The sequence below is a fragment of the Lewinellaceae bacterium genome, assembly GCA_020636135.1.
Classification (GTDB): Bacteria; Bacteroidota; Bacteroidia; order Chitinophagales; family Saprospiraceae; genus JAGQXC01.
On record JACJYK010000001.1, the window covers coordinates 2,360,604 to 2,372,862 of the forward strand.

The 12,259-nt window shown below is 48.7% G+C and carries 11 protein-coding genes; 9 read left to right on the top strand and 2 right to left on the bottom strand.

The window, feature by feature from the left end:
• The first annotated feature begins 71 nt into the window (after window positions 1-71).
• From H6570_08950 to H6570_08970, 5 genes are all read left to right on the top strand, one after another.
• Window positions 72-1,214 (top strand): Gfo/Idh/MocA family oxidoreductase, encoded by a 1,143-nt coding sequence (locus H6570_08950; protein ID MCB9319397.1) that lies wholly within the window; start codon window positions 72-74, stop codon window positions 1,212-1,214.
• Between the two features lie 67 nt (window positions 1,215-1,281).
• Entirely contained in the window at window positions 1,282-2,076 is a 795-nt protein-coding gene (locus H6570_08955) for a 3-ketoacyl-ACP reductase (protein ID MCB9319398.1), read from the top strand.
• Window positions 2,077-2,078: 2 nt separating this feature from the next.
• Window positions 2,079-2,285: a hypothetical protein gene (locus H6570_08960; GenBank protein ID MCB9319399.1), complete on the top strand. Its 207-nt coding sequence runs from the start codon at window positions 2,079-2,081 to the stop codon at window positions 2,283-2,285.
• Window positions 2,286-2,300: 15 nt separating this feature from the next.
• Window positions 2,301-3,716 (top strand): sodium:solute symporter family protein, encoded by a 1,416-nt coding sequence (locus H6570_08965; protein MCB9319400.1) that lies wholly within the window; start codon window positions 2,301-2,303, stop codon window positions 3,714-3,716.
• Between the two features lie 104 nt (window positions 3,717-3,820).
• The gene (locus H6570_08970; protein ID MCB9319401.1) at window positions 3,821-4,867 is read left to right on the top strand and encodes an AI-2E family transporter; all 1,047 of its coding nucleotides are present in this window, start codon (window positions 3,821-3,823) and stop codon (window positions 4,865-4,867) included.
• A 55-nt stretch (window positions 4,868-4,922) separates the two neighbouring features.
• On the opposite strand, the gene H6570_08975 is transcribed toward H6570_08970, so the two are convergent.
• On the bottom strand, window positions 4,923-6,248 hold the full coding sequence (locus H6570_08975; GenBank protein MCB9319402.1) for a Gfo/Idh/MocA family oxidoreductase: 1,326 nt from the start codon (window positions 6,246-6,248) through the stop codon (window positions 4,923-4,925).
• A gap of 172 nt (window positions 6,249-6,420) precedes the next feature.
• Between H6570_08975 and H6570_08980 the strand changes: the two genes are divergently transcribed.
• From H6570_08980 to H6570_08995, 4 genes are read left to right on the top strand one after another with little or no spacing between them, the layout of a single operon-like run.
• Window positions 6,421-7,314, top strand: coding sequence for a phytanoyl-CoA dioxygenase family protein (locus H6570_08980; GenBank protein ID MCB9319403.1), 894 nt, complete (start codon window positions 6,421-6,423; stop codon window positions 7,312-7,314).
• A 25-nt stretch (window positions 7,315-7,339) separates the two neighbouring features.
• The gene (locus tag H6570_08985; protein ID MCB9319404.1) at window positions 7,340-8,806 is read left to right on the top strand and encodes an arylsulfatase; all 1,467 of its coding nucleotides are present in this window, start codon (window positions 7,340-7,342) and stop codon (window positions 8,804-8,806) included.
• Window positions 8,807-8,849: 43 nt separating this feature from the next.
• A complete protein-coding gene (locus tag H6570_08990) occupies window positions 8,850-9,968 on the top strand; it encodes a Zn-dependent alcohol dehydrogenase (protein ID MCB9319405.1) in 1,119 nt (372 codons plus the stop codon).
• Entirely contained in the window at window positions 9,965-10,765 is an 801-nt protein-coding gene (locus H6570_08995) for an esterase family protein (GenBank protein ID MCB9319406.1), read from the top strand. Before H6570_08990 ends, H6570_08995 begins: the two co-directional genes overlap by 4 nt.
• On the opposite strand, the gene H6570_09000 is transcribed toward H6570_08995, so the two are convergent.
• Entirely contained in the window at window positions 10,755-12,236 is a 1,482-nt protein-coding gene (locus H6570_09000; GenBank protein MCB9319407.1) for a sulfatase-like hydrolase/transferase, read from the bottom strand. The two genes, H6570_08995 and H6570_09000, sit on opposite strands and share 11 nt — an antisense overlap.
• Window positions 12,237-12,259: the final 23 nt, after the last annotated feature.

Sequence of the window (12,259 nt, forward strand, 5' to 3'; positions counted from 1 at the left end):
ACTATCTTGAAATGCACAAAACCATCCCTTGTGGGCTTTCCTGCCCTGATGGTTCGAATGAAACACTAATTATGGAAGTAGGTATAATTATGAATGGCGTCACCGGCCGTATGGGTACAAATCAACACTTGCTGAGGTCCATCGCAGCCATCCGTGACCAGGGAGGGATACCCATTAACGACCAGGAGGTGATCATGCCCGTTCCTACTCTCGTTGGCCGTAATGAAGCCAAGCTTAAAGACATCGCCCGCCAGTCCGGGGTCGACCAATACACCACTGACCTGGAGGAAGCACTTAAAGATCCACGCCATCAGATCTATTTTGACGCACAGGTGACCGGTATGCGGCATCAGAGTGTCAGAAAAGCCATCGAGGCCGGGTTGCATATTTATTGCGAAAAACCCACGGGCCTGAATTCGGAAGAAGCACTCGATTTGTATCGATTGGCAAAAAATGCCGGAATAAAGCATGGGGTTGTGCAGGATAAGCTTTGGTTACCCGGCATACTTAAACTCAGGAAACTCATTGATGAAGGCTTTTTCGGACGCATCCTGAGTGTTCGAGGAGAGTTTGGCTACTGGGTGTTTGAGGGCCATTCCATTAAGGCACAAAGGCCTTCATGGAATTACCGGAAAGAAGATGGTGGCGGAATCATCATGGATATGCTCTGTCACTGGCGATATGTACTTGATAATGTATTTGCACCGGTAAGGGCCGTTTCCTGCCTGGGCGCTACCCATATTCCTGAACGCATCGATGAGCAGGGTAATGCATACCAATGTACCGCGGATGATGCTGCTTATGCCACTTTCAGGCTGGATGGTGAGATCATTGCACATTTCAATTCCAGTTGGACAGTACGGGTACGTCGCGATGATTTATTGACCTTACAGGTTGATGGCACAAAGGGTACTGCCGTAGCCGGCTTGAGGGATTGTTATTTTCAGGACTACCATCATACACCGAAGCCTGTGTGGAACCCGGATATCCCCCAGCCTATCAATTTTTACGAAGACTGGATCAAATCGGAACCAGAGACAACGTACGAAAATGCATTTAAGGCTCAATGGGAACTGTTTCTTCGGCATGTGGTTCTCGATGAGCCATTCCCATGGGATCTGCTGGAGGGAGCGAAAGGTGTTCAGCTGGCAGAGAGAGGTCTCGAGAGCTGGGAAAAAGGCCGTTGGTTACCGGTCGAGGATCTGTCCGTGTAAAAGTTCAACGGATTCACTGCAATCAACCTGGATTGTATTATTTTAAACAGAAATCCGAAATCGATTGATTGAGACGAAGGAAAGTTCAGCAGGCCGGACAGCATGGATCACCGGAGGAACACGTGGTATTGGTTATGGAATTGCCCTGTCCCTCGCAGAGCATGGTTTTAATCTGGCAATAAATGGAATTCGACCTGCTGCCGAAGTGAAAAATCTGGAACCATTACGGGAGAAATACGGAATTGATCTGCTTTATTGCCAGGGAAATATTGGCGATGCGGCTGATCGTCAAGATATGTTCGACCGGTTTATCGATCATTTTGGAAGTATTGAAGTCCTCGTGAACAACGCCGGAGTGGCACCAAAAAATCGTCTGGATTTACTCGAAGTTACGGAAGAAGAATACGACTATGTGATGGATATCAATCTGAAGGGGACGTTTTTCCTGTCACAAATGGTGGTGAATCATATGCTGAAGCATTCACCCAGGAAAACAAATACTCCCTTCCGCTGCATCATCAACATATCATCCATTTCTGCCACCGTCGCATCTGTAAACCGTCCGCAGTATTGTCTATCCAAAGCCGGGATGAGTATGCTTACCCAGCTGCTGGCTGTGAGGCTTGGCGATCATTCCATACCGGTCTATGAGGTGCGGCCCGGGATTATTAAAACCGATATGACAGCTGCCGTTACCTCAAAGTATGATACCTTGATCAAAGATGGTCTTTGTGTTACATCCCGTTGGGGTACACCTGATGATGTCGGGCGGGCAGTGGGCGCTCTTGTCCGTGGTGATCTCCCGTATTCTACCGGACAGGTCATCTTGGTGGATGGCGGGCTAACCATACAAAAACTATGACCATGCGAAGAAAGATCTGGCGGCTGACGATTGCCATGGTTGTCCTGCTATTGCTGTTGACGTTCACTCCTTTCGTGATCCCTGCAGGCGCTCACCGGCCACATTTGTTTGGGATCCCCTACACCATGTGGATGGGATTTGCAGAAGCTGTACTACTTCTGGCACTAACCTATCTGGGCACTAAAGTTCATCCCGGCAGAGACGAATAAGAAGAAACAACGCTTATGCTAAAATTACTTTTGATCATTGGGACGCTGTATGTGCTTGCCCTGGTTTACCTGACCTGGATCGCTCGTGATAAAGACAGGTCATCAGCCAATTATCTGATGGCCGGATCAAATGTAGGCTCAATTCTGGGGCTTTTTACCTTTGCCGCCACCCTCTTCAGTACGTTCACCATCCTTGGAATGCCGGATTTTTTTCGGGTTCATGGTGTTGGCGCGTGGATTTTTATTGCTGTTTCAGACATGTTCATGGTCTTTGGCATCCTGATGGTTGGTTATTATATGCGGCGAAAGATCAAACAAAGCAACACCAGTTACTATGGAATGGCCGGTTTCATGCGTCATTGTTATCAGTCGCGCACTGCCGGGATCGTGGTGTTCATGGGCGCATTTTTGTTTCTTATCCCGTATGTAGCAATCCAGATCAAAGGAGTGGTTCTGTTTCTGGACCAGGCATTCCCAAATCAGCTACCTATGTGGATCTGGGCCAGTGCCATGTTGATCATCATGGTGGTTTACAGTGAATTGGGAGGACTTAAGGCTATTATGTACAGTGATGTACTACAAGGAATTCTCTTGTTATTGGTGATCTGGATTATTGGTATTGTCTGTCTTAACCGGCTCGGCGGCATTTCTCAGATGTTTGAACAGGTGCACCGCGTCGATGAATCACTGCTCTCCGTACCGGGGCCAAAAGGATTGTTTGATTTCCAATTTCTCCTGGGATCACTGATGGGAATAGTTATGATCCCATTCACGCAGCCTCAGGTTTCCACCCGGCTGGTTATCATGAAGAGCCATCATGCTCTCTATCGCACTGCCGTTGCCCTTGGGTTTTTCGCTATCCTGGTGATCCTGCCTACCCTTTTCATTGGCATGTACGGAGCGGTCCATTATGAAAATGACTCGACCGCAGATTTTTTAGGGAAGACTCTGATTACCGATCAGCTACCCCTAATCGGAGTGCTTGTTTTACTAGGCCTGATTGCCGCAGCAATGTCCACTGCAGATTCACAAATCTTTGGACTAGGCGCTGAGATCCGGTCCCTGCTTAAAGGAGAAGATTACCATGCGTTACGCAATACGCGTGGCGCCATCCTCCTCTTTGCCATCATCTGCCTGATCTTTTCCTTGTTCAGCCCTGATGAGCTGGTTCTCCTTGCCAGGCTTAGTTTTACGGGTACAGCGTTGTTAGCTCCGATGATCTTTCTGGGAATATTCACAAAGGATGCCACCCGCTGGACCTGGATGCCCTGGTTGACGATGTTAGCCATTCTTATATTTGTTCTTTCCAGTTTCAGCATAATTCCTGGTAAAATCGGTGTTGTACGAACCGACCTCATTCTATTGGTCGGGCTGGGGATCATCGCCCTGATCACCGGATATGCTGGCCGGGTCAGGGAGACTGTAAGTTAGATGATCACAACACCATATGGCTTATTTATGGACTTGCCACTTTGGAAATTGGGGTAAAAGCCGGAACTTCAGGTGTTCAGATTATCCAATGCAATTGAGGAGTCATGGGTGCCATGTTTAATAACCGAATTCGCCAGATCATCCTGTTGACGGTTATTATTGGCTTATTTGTTTTGCTGGTAATAAATCTATACGCATTTGTACCGGGGATGCTTGGGGCAATAACGCTGTACATCCTGTCCCGTAACTGGTATGGTTATCTGACCGACCGGAAGCACTGGAGCCGGGTTTTTACGGCAATTCTCTTTATAGTTTTATTTATTGTAGCGCTGGGTATTCCCATTTACCTGTCCATTGAACTCCTCTCATCACGAGTGAACACCGTATTGGCCAATACCCAGGATATGGTAAAGGGCTTTGACAACATCTCCAGTAGTGTCAATGAGTTCCTTGGATTTCAGGTCTTGACTGAAGAGAACATTCAGCATTTTCTCTCCACGTTAAGTGATTCGGTACCCGGATTCCTGAACAGTACCATCATGATCCTGGCCAATCTGGCGATGTTATTGTTTTTGGTTTTTTTCATGTTCGTGCATGAGGATGAAATGGCAAAAGTGATCTCAGGCATCATTCCTTTGAGGCACCGCAATATCTACATCCTCAGTGAGGAAACGAAACGGATGATCCGGGCTAATGCCATAGGAATACCACTGATCTCTATTATCCAGGGACTTTTTGCAACGTTTGGCTATTGGGTTTTCGGTATTCCCCAATATGGGATGTGGGGTTTTCTCACCGGTATGTTTGCCTTTTTCCCTTTGGTGGGAACACTGGTCATCTGGTTGCCACTGGTGATTTATCAGTTTTCCATAGGTGCCAGTGGTGTTGGTTTTGGACTCGGTTTGTATAGCCTGATCGTTACCGGGAATGTGGATTACATAGCCCGCATCACCCTGTTGCGGAAGATCGGAGATGTGCACCCGGTGGTGACCGTGCTGGGTGTTATTGTCGGCCTGGAACTATTTGGTTTCTGGGGATTTATTTTCGGTCCCCTTCTGATCAGTTATTTCCTGCTGCTGTTGAAAATCTATCGAAATGAATTCGGGGCTTTGCAGGTTACCTCGGAATCAAGGAAAGATCCGGAAGATTAGCCCCAATGCTCTGTTTCACAATCAGTACTCCCTAGAATCCACTGCCTGAATGCGATCAGACGACCGGCTTCCAGCCTTCTTCATAATCCCGGCTCCACATGGTCATGGCTTCGGCGTCGTTGAGTATTTTGCCATCATGAGCATCCGTTTGCAGGGTACGGTTGAACTTTTGTGAGATATTTCCCAGGTGACAAAGCAGAACACTTTTCTGACCTTCAGTGACAGGTGAATTCAGTCGGGCACCGGTCCGAATCCCGTCTATGAAGTTTTGCATGTGGTAGACATCCAGACCTCCAATTCCAGTCGTATCGGTCGTAGCAGAAAGCGACCGTTCGTTAACCTGTTTAATCAGTTTCCCTCCTTTATCAAATGCCTGATAGGCGTTACGGTCAAGGATGATGGAACCTGCTGTCCCCTGAAGACTTGCACCTCGGTCGCGATCATACTGTTTCAGTCCATTACAGGACATCCCTTCCCAGGTCAGCATTTTATCCGGGCCGAACTCAAAACTGGCCACCTGGGTGTCGTAAAATTGCCAGTCGTCCTGATATTGGTAGCGCCCGCCGGCTGAAGTAACTTTCGTAGGATAATCTACACCCAGGGCCCAGCGGCAGATGTCCATCTCATGCAATCCGTTATTGTTGATCTCTCCGGTTCCCCAGTGCCAGAACCAGTGCCAGTTGTAGTGCACCAGATTATCTTTATATGCACGCCGTGGAGCCGGCCCCTGCCAGAGATCCCAATCCAGCCATTCCGGTACTGGAACCGCTTGACCATGACCGATGGATCCACGGGTATTTGCATACCAGGCTTTTCCGAAATAGACATGACCGATAATACCGTCCTTGATATCCTGGATGGCTTCAATGGAGGTTGGGGCTGAGCGTTGCTGATTACCGACCTGTACGACCATTCCGGTTTTTTTCTGGGCGGCGACCAGCCATTCTGCTTCCTGGGGATTGTAGGCCGGCGGTTTTTCGACATACACGTGTTTTCCCGCCTGCATACCCATAATGGCCATCGGTGTATGCCAGTGGTCCGGAGTCGCGATGGTTATGGCGTCGATATCTTTATTTTCCAGCAGGCTTCTGAAGTCCTGATACGTTTTGGCAGATTTTGCTTTGTTTTTGGTTAGCCAATCCTGCCTACCGGCAAAGGTGCGGTTATCCACGTCACACAATGCCACCGTCTCGGCCTGGGGGACATTTAACACAGCCGCGAGGTGTGCCTGTCCGCGACCATTCAATCCGATTGTAGCCAGCTGAACCCGGTCGTTAGAGCCCAGGATGCGGGCATAGCTCTTTGCAGAAAATGAAATGCCAAGAGCTCCAAGCGAAGTATTCCTGACAAATTGACGACGTGAAAATTGTTTCTTCTCCATGATCTCGCAGTTAAACCGTATTATTTCCGGTGATCGGAATCTCACTAATTTAATGATCCTTCGCAACTTACCGGGCCATTCTTAACATGAGTTATCCAAATGCCAGGATTTTACTTTGTTGTATCACGATTGTACAGATAAAGAATTATTTTGGTTCATCAACTTCAAAAGGATGAGTATGCACCGTGATCTTTCATTAGAACATCAACCGGTAAGTAGCATGTTTCCCCGGATGACTGCCCGGGAGGCCTGGGATGCCTACCATCTATCGGATGAGCAGGTTTCGTTTTTTAAAGAGAACGGATACCTCAGTGGCATCAAGATCCTGGACGATCATCAGATCGAACAGCTTAAAAAAGAGCAGGCAGAAATTGCAGACCCCAGCCACCCCAGACACGATTTATTTTATGAGTTCCATTCCAACGAATCCGATGACCCGAATGCTGTGCTTTTCCATTCATTGGGGCACTGGCGGATCACAGCCGGATTTCATGACGTCCTCTGGAACCCGCGATTTGTTGTACCGGCCTATCAGCTTCTTGGCAATAAAGCGGTACGATTCTGGCATGACCAGTTGTTTTGCAAGCCCGCACACCACGGAGGGGTAGTTGCATGGCACCAGGATTACAGTTATTGGACGCGGACGATACCCCAGCAGCATCTGACCTGCTGGATAGGTCTTGACCCTGCTACCAAAGCAAATGGATGTTTGCATTATATCCCGGGAAGTCACCGGTGGCCACTTTTCGACCGCACCAGCCTGGCCGGAGCCATGAATGGTCTCGATGCTTTTCTCACCGATGAACAAAAAAAGGAATTTGCCAAGCAGGTAGCGATTGAAATGCCCGCAGGATATGGCACTTTCCACCATCCATTGATGGTGCACGGTTCATACGAGAACCATTCTGCCATTGCTCGCCGGGCTCTGGTGCTGAATGTTTTTGCCGATGGTACCGAATCCAACTCCGATGAAGAGCTGTTGTCCGGAGTGCCACCCATTTCCAAAGGCAAGAAAATGGAAGGTCAATTTTTCCCCTTATTATATGACCCGGATCAATTGAACTAAATTCATGTATTACAAATAGTTATCTATTTTGTTTAAATCTTTGCTTCATAGTCTTGGCCTCGTGTTTGCAGGTGCTTTATTGAGTTGCTCTCATTCAGACAGCAAGAATTCGGGACAACAGACTCCCTCAAATGCCAAGCCCAACATCGTTTTCATCATGGCTGATGATCTGGGTTATGGTGATTTGAGCTGCTATGGTCAAAAGCGATTTTCCACTCCCAATATTGATCGCCTGGCTCAACAAGGAATGCGGTTTACTTCATTCTATGCCGGAAGCACAGTCTGCGCACCATCAAGGTCTACCCTGCTGACCGGGCTGCATACCGGCCATACGCCGATACGGGGAAATAAAGAGGTCCAACCGGAAGGTCAGTGGCCCCTCCCGGACTCCAGTTTTACCCTGGCAGAATACCTGAAAACACTGGGATATACCACGGGAGCGTTTGGAAAATGGGGTTTGGGAGCTCCTGGATCGGCAGGCGACCCTATCCGGCAGGGCTTCGATGTTTTTTACGGCTACAATTGCCAGAGACTGGCACATAACTATTATCCGGATCACCTCTGGAGCAATAACCAAAAAGTGCTTTTATCCGGAAATGCGGACGGACTGAACGGCCAGTATGCCCCGGACCTGATTCATGAACAAGCCATTGAATTTATCAGGGACAACCAGTCAGGACCATTTTTCCTGTATTATCCTACCACCATCCCACATGCAGAACTTCTGATCCCGGATTCGCTATTGATTCGGTACCGCGATCAGTTTTTACCAGAGAAATCCTATCAGGGTGTGGACTCCGGTGACCACTTCAGGGAAGGAGCTTATGGTTCCCAGGCTGAATGCCATGCGGCTTTTGCTGCTATGGTCACCCACCTGGATAATCAGGTAGGTGACATTGTACGTATCATCGATGAATTAGGTCTCGGATCCAATACCATTATCTTTTTCACCTCGGATAACGGACCCCACCTGGAAGGTGGTGCTGACCCGGATTACTTTGACAGTAATGGCCCGTACCGGGGTTATAAAAGGGATCTGACCGAAGGCGGCATTCGGGTGCCAATGATCGTACGCTGGACAGGCAGGATCAAGCCGGGCACCGAATCGGACCTTCCCCTGGCTTTCTGGGATATATTGCCGACGGTAGCTGCTTTGAACCAGTCCTCATTCGGTGGTGACGGAATTTCTTTCGTACCTGCATTGACCGGTCAGGGTGAACAATCTGTACATACCAATCTCTATTGGGAATTTCATGAAATGAAAGGTCGCGTTGCTATCCGGCAAGGCAATTGGAAGTTAATACGCAATGACCTTACCGCAGACACCCCAGGCTCCTGGGAGCTTTATGATCTTTCTACTGATCCAGGCGAGACACAAAATGTAGCTGACGGTCATCCGGATGTGGTTCGGGATCTGGAGGCACAGATTGCAGCAGCTCATCAGGATTCGGAAATTTTTCCGTTATCCGGATCCCAAATTCTGGGACGATGAAAACACAGCTCATCCAATTTTTTTCTTCCTTTAAAAAAGTACGATGCGCATCCGTTCGCTAGCAGCAGTTGCTGACGGAAATGGAGGCTTCTCATTGGAGGAGACCTTGCTTGCAACACCTCAGGAGGATGAGATTCTGGTTCGCATCAAGGCTGCCGGTATTTGCCATACGGACTACGATTCACTGCGGTGGGGTAAACCCATTATCATGGGACATGAAGGTGCCGGTATCATTGAAGCCACCGGGAATCAGGTTGCTGATTTGCGTCCGGGTGATCGAGTGGTATTAAACTGGGCTACACCCTGTATGCAATGCTTTCAGTGTACTCGGGGAAACCAGCATCTCTGTGAGGTCAATTCACCGGTTATCGCCGGTGGCAACGGTTATACACCCGGGCACGCACACCTGGATGGCACCCATTGGCGTGGGCAACCCATCGAACGCTCGTTTAACCTGGGAACACTATCAGAATTTGCCCTGATCAAATCTTCTGCTGCGGTACCCATAGCCTCCGATCAGCTTGCATTTCCATCCGCAGCGATCATCGGCTGTGGTGTGATGACCGGATACGGTTCGGTGGTCCATGCAGCTAAATTGACTCCCGGCAGCAGCGCAGTCGTACTCGGATGCGGAGGTGTGGGCCTGAATGTCATCCAGGGTTGTCGCATTAGGCAGGCTGCTAAAATAATTGCCATCGATACCAACGGAAACCGGTTGGCACTGGCACGTCAATTTGGTGCAACCCATACCCTACTGGCTGATTCTCGTGATACTGGCCTCAGCCAGGCTGCTAAAGCAGTGAAGTCCCTCACCGATGGACGCGGGGCGGACTTTGCCTTTGAGGCAACCGCCAGACCAGAACTGGGTGCCGCCCCTCTGGCCATGATCCGAAATGGCGGTACCGCCATCCAGGTAAGCGGAATTGAACAGGAGATCACCTTTGACATGAACTTATTTGAGTGGGATAAGACCTACCTCAACCCGCTCTACGGACAATGTCAACCTCAGGTGGACTTCCCTGACATTATCCGGCTGCATCAGCAAGGAACCTTGCTGCTTGATGAATTGGTCACCCAAACCTACCCCCTGGATGAATTACAACACGCATTCAATGATATGCTGGCCGGCAAAAATGCCAAAGGAGTAATAGTATTTTCATGAGCCATTTTCACACCATAGAAGTGTCTGATCCACGTTATACATCCGATGGATTGCATTTCATTACAGTCAAGAGTAAGGCTTTAAAGGGGCGCGGTGATGTATTGGCATATATGCCGGATAACCCGGCAGGCAAAACGTTACCCATTGTCGTATTGCTTCATGGAGTTTATGGAAGTTCCTGGGCCTGGGCGTTAAAGGGTGCTGCACACCGGACCGCTGCACATCTTATCCGTGAAAATCGGATACCACCAATGATCCTGGCCATGCCCAGCGATGGTCTGCGAGGTGACGGCACGGGTTATGTAAAAGCAGCAGATGCTGACTTTGAACACTGGATACTGGATGTTCCGGAAATTATCCATGAGGTATTCACCGAAGCAAGCATAGATAAGATCAAGTTTATCTGTGGCTTATCGATGGGTGGATACGGGGCACTACGTCTGGGAGCCAAATACCCGGAACAATATTCCGGCATCAGCGCTCATTCATCGGTTACCAAACCTGAAGAGATGGCATCATTTCTGGAAGAACCACTGGCATCGGTATTCATTGAATCGAAGGATGAATACAGCATAACCTATTGGATGCAGAAGCACCGTCATTTACTTCCTCCTATCCGGTTTGATTGCGGACTTGAGGATTCCCTTTTATCAGCTAACCGGAAGTTGCATCAGGCTTTGCATGACCTGGGTATCAGGCACCATTATGAGGAGTTCGCCGGTGGGCATGAATGGTCATACTGGGAGTCTCACCTGACCGAAAGCCTATTGTTTTTTGGCTCTTTAATTAATGGATGAGCCAGGATTCCGGTGAATCAGGAAGGTTTAATGTGTCACTCATTTCAACCTGTAATTGCTTGAGTTCCGACCACATTTTAATCACCTGTTCACGATAAGTTTCAGATTCAGCCAGATTGTTCATTTCATAAGGATCTGCCCCAAGATCATAAAGGAGGATGCGTGGCACCTGAGGAAAGACCATCAGTTTAAATCCCTCTTTGCGGATCATACGCTGAAGATCCATGTAAGCTCCATACACGCCATCTTCCAGAACAGATCCTGACTCCTGATTCATGTCATTCATCAGTGACTTGAATTCTACATAGCCCGGAATTTCCATACCCGCTATTTGTAATGCGGTAGGCATAATATCCTGTAAATAGACATCGGTATTTATCTGATTTCCAGGAGGTATGCCAGGACCAGCCATGGCCAGTGGTACTCGTATGCTGTGGTCATATAGATTTTGCTTTCCCAGCAACCCATGACTTCCGATGGCCAGGCCGTGGTCTGCGGTCAGGAATACGTAGGTATTCTCAGTCATCCCATGCTCGTCCAGGGCTGTGAGGATTTTGCCAATCTGATCATCCAGGTGCGTGATCAGAGCATAATATTCCTGCCGGTGTTTCTGAATTGCATACGCAGTGCGGGGAAACGGAGCCAGCGCTTCATCGCGTAAGTCGCGCCCGGCGCCTATTTTTTCTTTCTCCGGATATTCTGGTAGAAAATTAGGTGGTAAAGGAATCTCGTCCACCGGATATCGGTCCAGGTATGCCTGCGGAGACTGGCGGGGATCGTGGGGTGCATTGAATGCGGCGTAAATGAAAAATGGACGGTCGCTGTTGGCTGCCATTTGCAGATAATCCAGAACATCATCCTTTGCCACTTCACTCCAATGCTTTCCCCCGGACCAATATCCGCCCCAGGTCGTGTCCGTAGGCAACCAACTCGAGTCCCGGGGGCTTAATGGCCTATTGTAACCAGGTGGCATTTGATCGTTTCCTTTATTCGGCCATTGATCAGGGGGCATCCCAGGTCTGACATGCCGGGCAACATCAAATACCCGGTCTGCCGGAGCATCGACATGCCATTTACCGGTCATATAGGTGTCATAACCAGCATGTTTCATCAGCCTTCCCCAGGTCATCTCAAGAGCAAGGCTGTCCTGAGCTATCCATTGTTCCCGGAATTGGTTGGCGTGCCAGATCGATCTGCCGGATATGATCATGGCCCTTGAAGCTGTACAGATGGCTCCATTCCAGCCACCCATGTTATAGGCATGCGTAAAGAGGGTTCCGCGTTGGATAAGGCGGTCCATATTGGGTGTTTGCACTATTGGATTACCTAATGCATGTACTGCCTCGTACGTTTGATCATCAGTAAAAAGCAATAAAATATTTGGCTTCTTATTATCATGACCGGTAGGTTTCACGCAATTGAGAAGGAGAAACGGACAAAACAATAAAATCCACAGCTGTCGGACACGCATGGTAAAAACATTTGACTCAAGTT

Bases quoted from the DNA above. Each gene is read 5' to 3' on its own strand.
- H6570_08965 (MCB9319400.1), top strand. From the start codon at position 2,301: ATGCTAAAATTACTTTTGATCATTGGGACGCTGTATGTGCTTGCCCTG.
- H6570_09000 (MCB9319407.1), bottom strand. From the start codon at position 12,236: ATGCGTGTCCGACAGCTGTGGATTTTATTGTTTTGTCCGTTTCTCCTT.
- H6570_08975 (MCB9319402.1), bottom strand. From the start codon at position 6,248: ATGGAGAAGAAACAATTTTCACGTCGTCAATTTGTCAGGAATACTTCG.
- H6570_08950 (MCB9319397.1), top strand. From the start codon at position 72: ATGGAAGTAGGTATAATTATGAATGGCGTCACCGGCCGTATGGGTACA.
- H6570_08980 (MCB9319403.1), top strand. From the start codon at position 6,421: ATGAGTATGCACCGTGATCTTTCATTAGAACATCAACCGGTAAGTAGC.
- H6570_08990 (MCB9319405.1), top strand. From the start codon at position 8,850: ATGCGCATCCGTTCGCTAGCAGCAGTTGCTGACGGAAATGGAGGCTTC.
- H6570_08970 (MCB9319401.1), top strand. From the start codon at position 3,821: ATGGGTGCCATGTTTAATAACCGAATTCGCCAGATCATCCTGTTGACG.
- H6570_08995 (MCB9319406.1), top strand. From the start codon at position 9,965: ATGAGCCATTTTCACACCATAGAAGTGTCTGATCCACGTTATACATCC.
- H6570_08960 (MCB9319399.1), top strand. From the start codon at position 2,079: ATGCGAAGAAAGATCTGGCGGCTGACGATTGCCATGGTTGTCCTGCTA.